This is a genomic window from Streptomyces sp. NPDC107528, from assembly GCF_055639295.1.
In genome coordinates this window covers 426,433-439,555 of the sequence record NZ_JBVKAV010000005.1, presented here as the reverse complement: position 1 = coordinate 439,555, position 13,123 = coordinate 426,433, and the positions used below count along the sequence as shown (strand labels likewise).

Annotated in this window: 14 protein-coding genes and 1 pseudogene; 10 read left to right on the top strand and 5 right to left on the bottom strand. The window is 70.4% G+C overall.

Features of this window, described 5'->3' with window-relative positions; genetic code table 11:
* The first annotated feature begins 52 nt into the window (after positions 1-52).
* From ACZ7L5_RS18910 to ACZ7L5_RS18895, 4 genes and pseudogenes are all read left to right on the top strand, one after another.
* A complete protein-coding gene (locus tag ACZ7L5_RS18910) occupies positions 53-334 on the top strand; it encodes a polyprenyl synthetase (RefSeq protein ID WP_471517946.1) in 282 nt (93 codons plus the stop codon).
* Positions 321-1,379: a polyprenyl synthetase family protein gene (locus tag ACZ7L5_RS18905; RefSeq protein WP_471517944.1), complete on the top strand. Its 1,059-nt coding sequence runs from the start codon at positions 321-323 to the stop codon at positions 1,377-1,379. Before ACZ7L5_RS18910 ends, ACZ7L5_RS18905 begins: the two co-directional genes overlap by 14 nt.
* 126 nt (positions 1,380-1,505) lie before the next feature.
* A complete protein-coding gene (locus ACZ7L5_RS18900; protein ID WP_471517942.1) occupies positions 1,506-2,666 on the top strand; it encodes an oxygenase MpaB family protein in 1,161 nt (386 codons plus the stop codon).
* A 323-nt stretch (positions 2,667-2,989) separates the two neighbouring features.
* A pseudogene (locus ACZ7L5_RS18895) lies at positions 2,990-3,067 on the top strand (GNAT family N-acetyltransferase); the annotation flags it as partial.
* 52 nt (positions 3,068-3,119) lie between these two features.
* On the opposite strand, the gene ACZ7L5_RS18890 reads toward ACZ7L5_RS18895, so the two are convergent.
* Positions 3,120-3,416, bottom strand: a complete 297-nt coding sequence (locus tag ACZ7L5_RS18890) for a hypothetical protein (RefSeq protein WP_471517940.1) — start codon at positions 3,414-3,416, stop codon at positions 3,120-3,122.
* 30 nt (positions 3,417-3,446) lie between these two features.
* The gene (locus ACZ7L5_RS18885; protein WP_471517938.1) at positions 3,447-3,602 is read right to left on the bottom strand and encodes a hypothetical protein; all 156 of its coding nucleotides are present in this window, start codon (positions 3,600-3,602) and stop codon (positions 3,447-3,449) included.
* Between the two features lie 218 nt (positions 3,603-3,820).
* Between ACZ7L5_RS18885 and ACZ7L5_RS18880 the strand changes: the two genes are divergently transcribed.
* The gene (locus ACZ7L5_RS18880; protein WP_471517936.1) at positions 3,821-4,711 is read left to right on the top strand and encodes a PfkB family carbohydrate kinase; all 891 of its coding nucleotides are present in this window, start codon (positions 3,821-3,823) and stop codon (positions 4,709-4,711) included.
* A 195-nt stretch (positions 4,712-4,906) separates the two neighbouring features.
* Here the strand turns inward: ACZ7L5_RS18880 and ACZ7L5_RS18875 are convergent, their stop codons facing one another.
* The 3 genes from ACZ7L5_RS18875 to ACZ7L5_RS18865 all read right to left on the bottom strand — a co-directional run bounded on the left by ACZ7L5_RS18875 (position 4,907) and on the right by ACZ7L5_RS18865 (position 7,426).
* Positions 4,907-5,134 (bottom strand): hypothetical protein, encoded by a 228-nt coding sequence (locus ACZ7L5_RS18875; RefSeq protein ID WP_471517934.1) that lies wholly within the window; start codon positions 5,132-5,134, stop codon positions 4,907-4,909.
* Between the two features lie 151 nt (positions 5,135-5,285).
* Complete coding sequence (locus ACZ7L5_RS18870; RefSeq protein WP_471517932.1) at positions 5,286-6,719, bottom strand: sensor histidine kinase; 1,434 nt, start codon at positions 6,717-6,719, stop codon at positions 5,286-5,288.
* Positions 6,716-7,426: a response regulator transcription factor gene (locus ACZ7L5_RS18865; protein ID WP_471517930.1), complete on the bottom strand. Its 711-nt coding sequence runs from the start codon at positions 7,424-7,426 to the stop codon at positions 6,716-6,718. Before ACZ7L5_RS18865 ends, ACZ7L5_RS18870 begins: the two co-directional genes overlap by 4 nt.
* A gap of 64 nt (positions 7,427-7,490) precedes the next feature.
* Here ACZ7L5_RS18865 and ACZ7L5_RS18860 point away from each other — a divergent pair, with 64 nt between their 5' ends.
* The 5 genes from ACZ7L5_RS18860 (at position 7,491) to ACZ7L5_RS18840 (ending at position 12,799) form a co-directional block, all read left to right on the top strand.
* Complete coding sequence (locus ACZ7L5_RS18860) at positions 7,491-8,684, top strand: UDP-N-acetylglucosamine--N-acetylmuramyl-(pentapeptide) pyrophosphoryl-undecaprenol N-acetylglucosamine transferase (protein WP_471517928.1); 1,194 nt, start codon at positions 7,491-7,493, stop codon at positions 8,682-8,684.
* Positions 8,681-9,709 carry a GDP-mannose 4,6-dehydratase gene (locus tag ACZ7L5_RS18855; protein WP_471517926.1) on the top strand — a complete coding sequence of 343 codons (1,029 nt, stop codon included), beginning with the start codon at positions 8,681-8,683 and terminating at the stop codon, positions 9,707-9,709. Before ACZ7L5_RS18860 ends, ACZ7L5_RS18855 begins: the two co-directional genes overlap by 4 nt.
* Before the next feature lie 225 nt (positions 9,710-9,934).
* Entirely contained in the window at positions 9,935-10,285 is a 351-nt protein-coding gene (locus ACZ7L5_RS18850; protein ID WP_471517924.1) for a hypothetical protein, read from the top strand.
* A gap of 424 nt (positions 10,286-10,709) precedes the next feature.
* A complete protein-coding gene (locus ACZ7L5_RS18845; RefSeq protein ID WP_365056385.1) occupies positions 10,710-10,955 on the top strand; it encodes a DUF5302 domain-containing protein in 246 nt (81 codons plus the stop codon).
* A gap of 254 nt (positions 10,956-11,209) precedes the next feature.
* Positions 11,210-12,799 carry a hypothetical protein gene (locus tag ACZ7L5_RS18840; protein WP_471517922.1) on the top strand — a complete coding sequence of 530 codons (1,590 nt, stop codon included), beginning with the start codon at positions 11,210-11,212 and terminating at the stop codon, positions 12,797-12,799.
* Positions 12,800-13,123: the final 324 nt, after the last annotated feature.

The window sequence follows — 13,123 nt, the reverse complement described above, 5'->3', positions numbered from 1 at the left end:
AGCACGGCGCGTGACCGGCGCCGCCAGGACGTTCTGTGGGGTGGGGGAAACCATGACGCGACAAGCGGGACGGCGTGACGGCTTGGACGAGCAGGCGGTGCTGCTCGTGGCCGGGCTGACCGATTTGGCGGTGAGCACGCTGGGCTCGGCAGTGGGGACGCTGCGAGGGCTGCTGCGCCGCTCGGATTCCGCAGAGCTGGCAGCGCAGGCCGAGAACGAGCTGATGGCGCGTGGGCGCCTGGCCCTGGATCGGTACGCTGCCGTGCCCCCGGCCCACCTAGAGATCCTCGCCCGGCACGCCCGGTCCCGGAAGGCCGCCGATGGCATCATCTGACCGGTGGGAGCCAGCCGTATTCAAGGCCCGCATCGACGAAGTACTGCACCAGTTCGTCGCCCAGGAGGCCGACCGGTTCGCCGCGATCGATCCGCTCCTGACCCCGGTGGCCGAGCAGTTGGAGGCGGCGGTCGCGGAGGGCAAGCGGCTGCGGGCGGCCTTCTGCTACTGGGGCTGGCGTGCGGTGGGGCAGCCGGACAGCGACGCACTGGTGCGGGCGGCGGCCTCCATGGAGCTGGTGCATGCCGCCGCAGTCGTGCACGACGATCTCATCGACGACAGTCCGCTGCGGCACGGGCGCCCCACAGCGCACATCGCGCTGCGTGGTGCCGTGCGGCGCCGTCCGCGCACCGACGCCGCTGCGAGGTCGCTGGCGATGCTGGTCGGGGACCTGCTGATGGCGCTGGCCGGGCAGTTGTTCGCCACCAGCGGGCTGCCCGCCGCATACCTCGCCCGGGCTCGCCCCCTGTGGTCGGTGATGGCTCGCGAGCTGATCGCGGGCGAGTGCCTGGAGATCCTGCGCACCGGAGGCGGTCCGGACACCACCGCGTCGCTGAAGGTGATCCGCTACAAGACCGCCAAGTACACCGTCGAACAGCCCCTGTTGATCGGCGGCGCCCTGGCCGGTGCAGGGGCGCGGCTGCGTGAGGGCTACTGCGCATACGGGCTGCCGCTGGGCGAGGCGTTCCAGCTGCGGGACGACCTGCTCGGCCTGTTCGGAGACCCGGAACGCACCGGTAAGGCCAACGCCGACGACGTGCGCGGCCACCGGCCCACAACCCTGCTGGCAGAGACCTGGCGCCTTGCCGGTGACGGAGACCGCGAACGGCTGCGCGCCCTGCTCGGCCGGCGCCGTCCGGACGAGGTCGCGCTGGACGCGGTGCGCGAGGTGATGCGCCGGCTCGGGGCACCCGACCGCATCGAGGACATGATCAGCGCACGCGTCCAGGAGGCACTCGACGCTCTCCACGAGCTGACCGTACCCGCACTTGCCACGAGCGCGCTGGCCACGCTGGCGCAGTCCGCGGCAGACCGCCAGTCCTGAACCTCTGCACCCCGGTTGGCACAGCCACGCCAGGCCCGGCCGCCGGCCCTCCGAACAGCCGTCGACCCCCATCGGTCGTCGACCCCATCGGTAGTCGACGGTTCCGAAGAAGCAAGGAGCCCCGCCATGAACTACACCGAGGCAGCCATGGACTCCCTACGGCGCGGCGGCGACGAACTCGCCGACGCCACCGTCGCCGCACTCTTCGAGAGCGGCCAGGTAGGTACGTTCAACACCCTGATGCGCTACGTCTCCACCGCCGGGGCTCCCCTGCCGGACGGGCTGCCCGATGTCGCCCGGGAGTACCTTGAGGCCACCCGAGTCCCGCCGTCCTGGGTGGACTGGGCGGAGATGGAAAAGGCCCGGCTTTTCTTCATCGACAACAACGTGCACATCTCCACCGCGCTCTCCTTCGCCTCCATGCCCGCCTGCTACGTCGTCCCCCACGTCGCAAGACTGCTGTCGGCCAGCCATGGACTGAAGTACCCCTCCAAACGCATGGCGGAGACGGGTCAGTTCACCGTCTACCTGATGCAGCCGGGCGCCTTCGAGAGCGGCAGCCGCTTCATCCCCGCCGCCCAGAAGGTGCGCCTCCTGCACGCTTCCATCCGCCACCACCTCAAGCGCGAGGACCGGTGGGACAGCACCGGGCTGGGGACGCCGATCTGCCAGGAGGACATGATCGGCGGTCAGATGTTCTTCTCCCTGCTCGTCCTGGACAGCCTGCACCGTCTCGGCATCCACATGTCACAGGAAGGCGCCGAAGCCTACTACTACGCGTGGCGCGTCGTCGGTGCCATGCTCGGCGTCGACCAGGACGCCGTCCCCAAAACCGTGGAGGAGGCGCGCGCGTTCCTCGATCTTTACATGATCCGGCACATGGGGCCCTCCGAGGAGGGCACGCACCTGACCCGGCAACTCATCGACCTCTACGAGGAGGTCGTGCCCGGTACCTTCTTCGATCCGATCGTCTCCGCCCTCATCCGGCACCTCATCGGCGACACCTGCGCCGACTGGCTCCGCGTGCCGCAGACGCCATGGGACACCGTAGTCAGGACTCTGCCCCACCTCCTCGGCATCCTCGAAACCATCGAGGACCGCTCCCCGCTCGGCGCTTGGGCCCTGGACCGTCTCGGCCACCTGACCACCATCCTCGAGCTGTCCTCCCTCACCCGCGGGCGAGTCATGCACTACGCCATCCCCGAACAGCTCAAGCAGGACTACGGCGTCTCCCACAACGTGCCGCGCACCCACCGATGGAACCCGCCGGCGGCCACAGTCTCTTGACCCACGCGCTCAACCTCCGTGGCATCGGTCCTGCCTCGCAGCGGTAGCCATCGGAGACCGGATCGACGGATGAGCGCGGCGACGGTGCCGGGGTGTCAATCACGAGCCGGCCCTGAGGGCGTCGTTGCCCGCCCCGGTCAACTGACGCACCGTTTTGAGGAGGCTGGGAGCACCTGCCGTGTCCTTCACGACACCAGGTCCCCGCACTGGGCGGACGACTTTCCCGCTGGCCGCGATCGAGTCATCGCGGGCCTTTCGACCAGCACACCGCCTGGCTCGGAGCGTATGGTCACTGTCTGATCGTCGAACGCGAGAGCGGCTTGGTGGTCGGATCGAGCGGCCTGTTCTGGCCGCCCAGCGAGGGCGCCCTCAAGATCGGATACGGCTTCGCGGCTTCCCGCCACGGACGGGGATATGCCCCCGAGGCCACCCCGGCCCTGGCAGAGTTCGCCCTCACCGGGGGAGCGATCCGGCGATCCCTTGACGCTGCGCCCCATCGCTCCGCGGTTCGACATCGGCGCGAGCCATCCGCACGTAGCCCTCGGACGGGTTCTCCAACGTCGCCGCCCGCTTGTACCGACGGCCGCCGAGCACGAGGAAGAGACGGTAGAGGAAGAGACGGTACTCGTCCCGGTTGTGCCCGGCGATCAGATCGATGTCCCGGGCTGTGCCGCTGCCCAGCGCCGAGCACGGGATCCTGCGCCTGGAGGTGCCGACCGCATGACGAGTCCACCGGATGCCGTGGGACAAGGGCTCCAAGTGACGGCCCGGAGTCGCCGGTCATCCGTCGCCGGGCCTTCCGAAGGCTGGTTCCCTCGACGTCGAGACCGGGCAGGTTCCGGTCCAGCCGGCGCGGCAGCCACCAGGCGCCCGGCCGGCGAGAGCGAGCACCGCCGGTACGAGCGTCACGCGTATGGCCAAGGCGTCGATCGCCACACCGATGGTCAGGGCGAACGCGACGGGTTGTGATCAGGAAATGCGTTTGTGCAAGGGACACGTCGGACGCAGCGCTCAAGCCACCAGCGGGCGGGCGGATGGGTCACCGCGGGCCGGGGCACGGAAGAAGGAACCGGGCCCGTTGATCTGGCGGGAAGCGGCGAGTCCACGACGTGACTCCCCGGGCGCGGCGCCGGGGCGAGAGGAGATGTAACTGGATGGGGCCACGAAAGAGAAGCCGGCCTGAAGGGCTGTTCGTCGGCCTGTGCACACTGGATGTCATCCAGCTCGTCGATCACGTCCCGGCGCCAGACGAGAAACTCACCGCCCGCGAACAGACCGTGGCCGCCGGCGGCCCGGCTGCGAACGCGGCCGTGACCTTCGCGTACCTGGGCGGCGCAGCCAGGCTGCTCACGGCGATCGGCTCCCACCCGCTGGGGCTCGCGATCAAGGCCGACCTGGAGCGGGCAGGAGTGACGGTGTCGGACCTGGCGGTTCCGTCGACCGACCCGCCCGCTGTGTCCTCCATCATGGTCACCGCCTCCAGCGGACAACGCGCCGTCGCCTCGACCAACGCAACCGGACACAGGTTCGCCCCACCCGACGATCTGGACTCGCTGGTGGCAGCCTGCGACATCGTCCAACTCGACGGCCATCACATGGAACTGGCCACGGCCACCGCCCGAGCCGCGCGAGTCGCCGGCCGCCGCACCGTCCTCGACTCAGGCAGCTGGAAGCCGGGGACACAGAACCTCCTGCCGTGGATCGACGTGGCCGTCTGCTCCGCCGATTTCCACCCGCCTGGCGTTCGCACCCCCACCGACACTCTGCAATCTCTCGGACGCCACGGGGTCTCCTGGACGGCGGTCACGCAGGGAGGCGGGCCCATCTTGTGGGCAGGCCCCGACGACAGCGGGACCATCGCGGTGCCCACCGTGCCGGTGGCGGACACTCTCGGCGCGGGAGACATCCTGCACGGAGCCCTCACCCATCACCTTGCCGACCAGCGGCACCTGACCTCACAGAGCTTCGTCCAAGGCCTGCACGCCGCCGCCCTCCTCGCCTCACAGGCATGCACCTCGTTCGGCACCCGAGCCTGGATGCGCTGACCAACAACTGCCCAACAGTGGGTCCGGGTTTCGCTGTTGCAGGATGCCAGCCACCCGCCGCCCCTCGGAACCGTTACGCCACATCGTTCGGCATCTGACCATCGGCATCTGACCATCGGCATCTGTCCATGGACATCTGGCCAACCGCGGCGTGCGGGGCACGGTCCCACGCCGGCCCTGACGTGCCTGCGTACCTCATCCTGCCCACGTTCCGGACAACGTCAGCACCACGCTCACCCCTGCGACGAGCACCATGCACAAGCGCAGCCAACTCGCGAAGTTGTCGCCGTCCTCCCCCACCTCTGCTTCGGGCGAGGCACCGTCAGCCGGGTGTGCGGCCAGGAGGCAGGCGCAGTAGGGGCATCCCGCGGGGTCGGTCGGGGTCGGGGTCGCGCCGTCCAGCGCTGCGAACCAATCGTCCATGAGCCGTTCAACCCACGGTCGGCCGGGCGGGCAACGTCCTCAGCGGTGTTCGAGGCCGGACCGCAACCTCGGATAGCCGTACGGCACATACCGCCGACCACTGCCGCACAGGCGGCGCTCCGTCGCCATGTTCGCCGGAGCGTCAAGCGCATCAACACGGAACCCGCAGCCGGAAGAGCGCCCCTCCCCCGGACGCGTGCTCGGCCGTCAGCTCGGCGTCGTGTGCGTGGGCGATCTGGCGGGCCATGGCCAGTCCGAGGCCGGAGCCGGGCAGGGCACGGGCGGTGCGGGCCCGGTAGAAGCGGTCGAACACGTAAGGGAGGTCTTCGTCGGAAATGCCGGGTCCGTGATCGCGGATGGTCAGTTCCAGCGTGCCGGGGGCGGTGGTGAGGGTGACCTCGACGGGCCGGCCGGGCGGGCTGAACTTGGCGGCGTTGTCCAGCAGGCTCGACAGCAGCCGGGAGAGCCGGGCAGGCACACCGGCGACCGTGGCGCTGCGCACGCCGGGGTCGGCCGAGAGCGCGAAGGGCACGGCCGGCCAGTGATCGCGGGCTGCGTCGACGGCATGCGCCACGACGTCTGCCAGACGTACGTCCTCAATCAGCGGGTCCGGTTCCTCGTCCCGGGCAAGTTCGATCAAGTCGTTGACCAGGAGGGTCACCTCGCGCAGCTGGCGGGCGAGCGCGTTCGCCGCGCGCTCGCGCTGGGCGTCGTTGAGGCGGGAGGCCCTGGTCAGGAGTTCGGCGTTGGTGCGCAGAGCGGTCAGCGGGGTGCGTAGTTCATGGGAGGCGTCGGCAACCAGGCGGCGTTGAGCGGTGACGGACTTCTCCAACTCGTCCAGCATGGTGTTGAAAGAGGCCGCGAGGCGGGTGATCTCGTCGTCTCTGCCAGAGCCTTTTGGCGGCAGCTCGATGCGGTGCCGGGCGTCACGCGTGGAGGCGATGCGCTCGGCAGTGGCCGTGAGCCGACTGACCGGTGCCAGACCTGTGCGGGAAACCCAGGATCCGAGCACCCCGGCCAGCACCACGCCGGCCCCGCCCATGACAGTGAGCAGTACCGCGGCCTGCCGGACCCCTCGGTCGACGGTGTCGGCACGCACGGCGACCTGGATGGCTCGGCCTTCGTCCAGTGGCGTGGTGAGCATCCTGGCGCTGTGGCCCGCCAGTCGCACCTCGCTGTAGTAGGGCCCGTGGGCGCCTGCGGCGACCTCGCGGGTGGTGCTGGTGACGGGCAGCAGGTACGGCTGCTCCGGGTCGTCAGCGGGCTGCGCGGGGACCAGTTGGGCGCAGGCCGGGGCGGCGAGGAAGCGGCACTGGCCCTGCACGACGCCGGGCGGCTCTTGCCGGTACTGCTGGGCCGCGAGTCGCGCCGACTGGGTCAGGTGCAGGTCGAGCTGGTGGAGCAGTTGGTGACGGATGACCAGGAAGGCTGCGGCGCACAGGCCTACGGCGACGGCCGCCACCGCCAGGGACGCGGTCACGGTCAGGCGGGTGCGCAGAGGGCGGCGACGCAGCCATCGGGCGTGCCGGCGTCGACCGTTTCGTTGCGGCTCGGGCTGCGAGCGGTGGCGTCGTGGTGCGGTCATGCCAGGTCCAGCCGGTAGCCGACTCCGTGCACCGTGTGGACGAGCCGGGTCTCGCCGTCCGCCTCCAGCTTGCGGCGCAGATAGCCGACGTAGACGGCGAGGGAGTTGGACTCGGGGCCGAAGTCGCGGCCCCAGACCCGTTCCAGGATCGTCTCCCGGGGCAACACCTGTCCGGGGTGCCGCAGCAGCAGCTCCAGCAGGGAGAACTCGGTGCGGCTGAACTCGATCGCGCGCCCTGCCCGGCGTCCGGTCCGGGTTGCCGGGTCGACCACGAGGTCGGCGAAGCCCAGCTCGCTCCCGGCGTCCGGCTCGGTCACGGCGGTACGGCGCAGCAGGGCCCTGATCCGTGCCACCAGCTCGTCCAGTGCGAACGGCTTCACCAGGTAGTCGTCGGCCCCTGCCTCCAGACCGTCCACCCGCTCACTGACCGAGCCGAGCGCCGTGAGCACCAGCACCGGCGTACGGTCGCCGAGGGAACGCAGGCAACGGCAGACCGCGAGGCCGTCCAGGCCGGGGAGCATGACGTCGAGCACCACGGCGTCGGGCTCCCAGTCGGCGATGGCGGTCAGCGCCGCCATGCCGTCCTCCGCCCCGCGCACCCGATAGCCCTCGACCGCGAGCCCGTCCTCCACGGCGTACCGCACCTCCGGCTCGTCGTCGACCACCAGAACCTTCGGTGCGCTCGGGCACCCACCATCACCACTCATGGCAGACAGCCTGCCAAAACGCGCTCTTAGGAACTTCTTAGAGGCGGTCAGCAGCGTGATCGCCATGAGGACATCGCACATATCCCAGGCCCGGCTGTCGGTGGTGATCGGCGCGGGCGGCACGGGTGGGCACATCTATCCCGGTCTGGCCCTGGCGGACGCGCTGCGGCGAGCCGCGCCCGACGCCGTGATCTCCTTCGTGGGCACCGAGCGCGGGCTGGAGACCCGGCTCATCCCCGAGGCCGGTTACCGCCTCCACACCGTCGACATGATCCCGTTCGATCCGTCGCTCGGCGCCAGACGCTTCCTGCTGCCGGCGGCGCTGATCAAGTCCGGTACCCAGGCCAAGGCGGTGCTGCGCGCGCAGGGCGCGCAGGTCGCGGTCGGCATGGGCGGCTACCCGAGCGCCCCGGTGATCGTCGGGGCGCGGATGGCCGGGCTGCCCAGCGTCATCCACGAATCGAACGCGGTCCCCGGACGTGCCAACCGGTTCGCCGCGCTGCTCACCGACCAGATCACCCTGGCCTTCGAGGAGAGCCGGGGGCATCTGACCGGCAGCCGGCACGCCGACGTCGTCGGCATGCCGATCGCAGCGGGACTGGCCGCACTGGACCGAACGGGGCAGCGCGCCGAGGCCCGGAGGGGGCTCGGGGTTCCGGTCGAGGGCCGACTGCTGGTGGTCAACGGCGGCAGCCTGGGGGCAGCGCGGCTCACCGCAGCGGCCACCGGCCTCGCCCAGCGCTGGCGGCACCGGACCGACGTACACCTGCTGATCAAGACCGGGCCTGCCGCCCTGGACGAGACCCGCCGGCAGCTCGCCGTAACCGGTGGCGACCGGGTGGCGACCGCCGTGCCCTATCTCGACCGCATGGACCTGGCATACGCGGCCGCCGACCTGGCGGTCTGCCGCGCGGGGTCCGCGACCGTCGCCGAGCTCGCGACGACCCGTACACCGGCCGTGCTGGTGCCCTACCCGTACGCGCCGGGCGACCACCAGAGCCACAACGCCAGGGTCCTGACCGACGCGGGCGCCGGACTGCTGCTGCCCGACGCCGAAACCGACGCCGACCGCCTGGCCGTCCTCACCGAGCCACTGCTGGCCGAGCCGTCCCGGCTGGCCGCCATGTCCGCCGCCGCGCACCCCGGCCGGCACGCACAGGCGGCCGACCTGCTGGCCGCCCATGTGCTGCGTCTGGCCGGCCGCCCCTCCCGCCACCCCATCCTTCCCACGACGACCGAGACGGAGATCGCCCGATGACCACCCCCGCTCCCCAGCCCACGCCCGCCGACTTCGACTGGACCGGACGCACCGTGCTGGTCACCGGCGCCGAGGGTTTCATCGGTTCCACTCTCGTCGATCTGCTCGTCTCCCGAGGTGCCCGCGTCCGCGCCTTCGTCCACTACAAGCCCTACGGCGACAAGGGCCACCTCGCCTCCTATCTCGCCGACCCGCACAGCCCCGTCGAGATACTCGCCGGCGACGTCCGGGACGCGGGGCGGGTCATGGACGCGGTCGAGGGCTGCGACACCGTCTTCCATCTCGCCGCGCTGATCGGCATCCCCTACAGCTACGACTCCCCCGGCGCCTACGTCCAGACCAACATGGTCGGCACCGAGAACGTGGCCGAGGCCTGCCGCCGGCACCAGGTGCGGCGCCTGGTGCACACCTCCACCAGCGAGGTCTACGGCACCGCACGTACCGCACCGATCAGCGAGGACCACCCGCTCCAGCCGCAGTCCCCCTACTCCGCCTCCAAGATCGGCGCGGACATGATGGCGCTGTCACACTGGCACGCCTTCGAGCTGCCGGTGACGGTCGTACGCCCCTTCAACACCTACGGCCCCCGGCAGTCCGCCCGTGCGGTGATCCCCACCATCCTGTCCCAACTGCACGCCGGAGCAAGGCAGATCAAGCTCGGCTCGCTCACGCCCACCCGCGACTTCACCTACGTCACGGACACCGCCCACGGCTTCCTGGCCCTGGCCGCCTGCGATCGCGCCCTCGGCCACGCCGTCAACCTCGGCACCGGTCAGGAGATCTCCGTCGGAGACCTCGCCAAGGCGCTCATCAACGCCTCCGGCCGCGACGCCGAGATCGTCGTCGACCCGGGCCGGCTGCGGCCGACGGGCAGTGAGGTCCACCGGCTGCTGTCCGACAACTCCCGCGCCCGGGAGTGGGCCGGCTGGGAGCCGCGGGTCCCGCTCGACGAAGGACTGCGGCGCGCCTCCGACTGGGTCGCCGACAACCTCCACCTCTTCGCCGCCGACCGCTACCAGGTCTGATCAAGCCGCGGTCCGCAGCACATCGTCCGCACCGGCGGCTCACACAATCCATGCGGGCCGCCGACACCCTCACGGCGATCTGTGGTCCGGCGCATGCCTGCTGCGCAAGGAGAGCGCCCCTGAGAAGCTATGGCTTGTAGGGGCGGTGGAGTATCACCGAGTCGCCAAGCGCCTGGTCAGCCGTCGGCAGGAAGCACAGAGCGTCTTGAGCACGATGTCGCCGAGTTGGCCTCTCAGGCCGTCACCCACCCGCACGGATGGGTGACGGCCGCGTGGAAGCGGCTGCGGAACTCGGCGCTCCTCGCCGGTCTCGCGCTGCTCTGGGCGGCCGTTTCGACCTCCTTGCTGCTCACCACGATCCTGGCGCTGCGGTGGCTGGCTACAGGCGATGCGGGTCAACAACCCGCCGTGGCCGGCTTCTGCTTCTACTCGATCGCTGTCGGCGGCGTCGCCATCACCCTCATGCCGATCCCCCTGGCCACTGTGCGGACTCTCGCTCTCGCACGGCGTGTCTGGACAGCCGGAGCCTCCGCGAAAGAGCACCGCGCTCCGGCAGCATCGTCGACCCGCTCGTGACCTGCCCCGCGCGCACACGCCAGCAACGGCAAACTACGGGGCCGGCCAACTGATCCGACCTGGCCGAGCCGAGCTCGGCGACCGACCCGCCGGGCCGCACCACCACCTGCGGCTGCCCCGGCGCAGCGGGACATGCTGCTGAACGGCCGTCACCCCACAGCCACGTCCCGGGAGGCACGCCCGCAAGCGGGTGATCGACATCGCAACCCGGCGCACGAGGTGCGCACTTGGCTCGCCACGTTCGCCGCGCGGAGCACCGGGCGGTCCTTACGAGGTCGGTCACCTCGCACTTCTACCCGCCCGTCCCCGAGTGCATCGCCCTGCCGGGGTGTGCGGGCCGGATCGCTCGACGCCGGACGCGGGGCCGGCACGGGACCCAGCATGACAAGCTGTGCTCACACTGTCCGAACCCAGGAAGGTCGCCATGACTACAGAGTCTCCACAGCAAGAAGGTTCGGAGCCGGTCGAGTCCGAGAGCCCTGCCCTGGCGCCCGACGAGGAGGGCCAGTACGACCTGAAGGGCAAGTTCCGGGAGGCCCTGGCGCGCAAGCGTGCCAGGCAGGAGGAGGACGCGGCGACCCTGTCCGCGAGCAGCGACGCGTCGAAGATCCGGGGTGCGCACGGCCCGGCCGCCAGTCAGCGGTCATTCCGGCGAAAGAGCGGCGGCTGAGTTTGCCCCTTCGGTTCCTCCCGCGCCGGCGGGAGGAACGCCTTCTGTCCGGTGCGCCGGGGGCAGCGCGGGCGGCTGCCGAAGAGGCACATGGGCACGTGCAATGAGTGGCCCGAAACCCGGACCAGTGCGGTCGCTCGGCCCGGCAAATGATTGCAGTCCCTGGAAAAGTCCCGCATCTGCGTGGACACCTCAAGGGCCGGCTCCTACCGTCACCGACGGCGCGGCATCGTCGTACGCAACCAAGGAGTCGCATGTCCTTACCAGCAGTCAGACGTGCCTCGGCCGTCGCCCTGGCCGTGGCAGCCACGCTGGTGGCCGCCACGGTCCCCGGGCAGGCGGACCCGATCCCGAAGGCGCCCGGCCACCGTCTCGTCGCCTCCTACTCGGGCGAACCCGCCGAGCCCAAGCCGTTGCCCGGCGAGCAGCCGCCTCGGCATCCCTACATGGCAGCGAACGGCCGCAGCGGCATGCACGCCGACGCCTGGGGCAGCGCGACGTACCCGTGGAGCGGCCCTCTGGGTAATGGGCCGGAGGTCGGCAGCGAGAAGATGGCGGCCCTCGGCGGCGAGTGCGCGAACGTGACCTTCGACAGGGCAGGACGGATCGTCACGGTGTGCGGGACGTTCACCGGGTTCCTGGTCAAGCTGCTCGATCCCCGTACGCTCGCGACCTTGGCGGAGTACAAGCTGCCGCAGCGCCCGTCCACCGTGGAAGCGATCACCCGGCTGGACTTCTCCCGGATCTTCAAGGACACGTCCGGGGGCGCGTACTCGTACCTGGACGATGAGGACCGCCTGGTGCTCGCGGACTCGCGGCAGCACATCATCCGTCTCGCCCACCGACAACAGCCCGACGGCAGCTGGGAGTTCACCGTCGCCGACGACTGGGACCTGACCGGCCACACCCCGCACGACTGCGTGACTTGGACCAACCTGTACCCCAGTGGGGAGTGCGACCCCATCACGTCGGTGATGCCGGACTGGCAGGGCCGCATCTGGTGGGTCACCCGGCAAGGCCGGGTCGGTACCGTCGACCCGGGAACGGGCGCTGTCCGTTCGATTCGTCTGGCCGGCGAGGAGATTCAGAACTCCTTCTCGGTTGCCGTCGACGGTGTGTCGATCGTCTCCGACCATGCCCTGTACGAGTTCACCGCCGCTGCGGACGGAACACCATCCGTGGTGTGGCGGCAGGCCTACGACAGGGGCACCGGCAGCAAGCCGGGTTCCGTCAACCAGGGTTCGGGTACCACCCCGGACATCTTCGGCCCCGACGGGAAGTACGTCGCGATCACCGACAACGCCGACGACCGCATGAACGTGCTGGTCTACCGGCGCGGCACCGGCGTGTCGGCCGGCGAGCGGGTCCTGTGCAAGGTTCCGGTCTTCGGCTCCGGCGCATCCACGACCGACAACTCCCTGATCAGCTGGGGCAACAGCCTCGTCGTCGAGAACAACTACGGCTACGAGAACGTCGGATCGCTCACCTTCGCAAAGAGCGTCGTCGGTGGCGTCACCCGCATCGACGTCAGCCCCGACGGCAGCGGATGCCACACCGTTTGGGAGAGCAGCGAGCGAGCCCCGTCCGTCGTGCCGAAGCTCTCCACCGCCAACGGCCTGATCTACCTGTACACCAAGGACCCCAACTCCATTGGCGTCGCCGCCTGGTACCTGACGGCCGTCGACTTCCGCACCGGCGCCACGCGGTGGAAGCAACTCGTCGGGACCGGCCTTCTCTACGACAACAACTGGGCCCCGGTCACCATCGGCCCTGACGGCACCGCCTACACGGGCGTCTTCAACGGACTCACGTCCGTACACGACGGGGACCAGGGCCGGCGATGAACGTACTGGTCGCAGCCGGTTGTTGAGGGCTGCGACCAGCGGAGGGCGGTGGACGCCGCCCCAGTGACAGTTCGGCGTTTCCGCAGGCCTGCCGGACCCGGGTCGGCGTGCCGCACGGTCCGCCGAGAGCCTGGTGCGTGACCACTCCGAACGCCCGGCTAACGGACACCAGACCGCAACAAACGCCCCTCGGCTCGGCGAGCGGCTCCCGCGAGCAGCTCCGGCGCGCAGCTCCAACGCACCCTCAACCGGGCCGGCCGCCAGGCTCGTGCCTTGGTGGAGGGCCCGGCTCCGCGTATGCCTCTCAGTCACATAGCGAACCAC

What these genes read in the sequence shown, in the direction of transcription:
- ACZ7L5_RS18910 (WP_471517946.1), top strand. Translation starts at nt 53, where the DNA reads ATGACGCGACAAGCGGGACGGCGTGACGGCTTGGACGAGCAGGCGGTG.
- ACZ7L5_RS18905 (WP_471517944.1), top strand. Translation starts at nt 321, where the DNA reads ATGGCATCATCTGACCGGTGGGAGCCAGCCGTATTCAAGGCCCGCATC.
- ACZ7L5_RS18900 (WP_471517942.1), top strand. Translation starts at nt 1,506, where the DNA reads ATGAACTACACCGAGGCAGCCATGGACTCCCTACGGCGCGGCGGCGAC.
- ACZ7L5_RS18880 (WP_471517936.1), top strand. Translation starts at nt 3,821, where the DNA reads ATGGGGCCACGAAAGAGAAGCCGGCCTGAAGGGCTGTTCGTCGGCCTG.
- ACZ7L5_RS18875 (WP_471517934.1), bottom strand. Translation starts at nt 5,134, where the DNA reads ATGGACGATTGGTTCGCAGCGCTGGACGGCGCGACCCCGACCCCGACC.
- ACZ7L5_RS18870 (WP_471517932.1), bottom strand. Translation starts at nt 6,719, where the DNA reads ATGACCGCACCACGACGCCACCGCTCGCAGCCCGAGCCGCAACGAAAC.
- ACZ7L5_RS18865 (WP_471517930.1), bottom strand. Translation starts at nt 7,426, where the DNA reads ATGAGTGGTGATGGTGGGTGCCCGAGCGCACCGAAGGTTCTGGTGGTC.
- ACZ7L5_RS18860 (WP_471517928.1), top strand. Translation starts at nt 7,491, where the DNA reads ATGAGGACATCGCACATATCCCAGGCCCGGCTGTCGGTGGTGATCGGC.
- ACZ7L5_RS18855 (WP_471517926.1), top strand. Translation starts at nt 8,681, where the DNA reads ATGACCACCCCCGCTCCCCAGCCCACGCCCGCCGACTTCGACTGGACC.
- ACZ7L5_RS18845 (WP_365056385.1), top strand. Translation starts at nt 10,710, where the DNA reads ATGACTACAGAGTCTCCACAGCAAGAAGGTTCGGAGCCGGTCGAGTCC.
- ACZ7L5_RS18840 (WP_471517922.1), top strand. Translation starts at nt 11,210, where the DNA reads ATGTCCTTACCAGCAGTCAGACGTGCCTCGGCCGTCGCCCTGGCCGTG.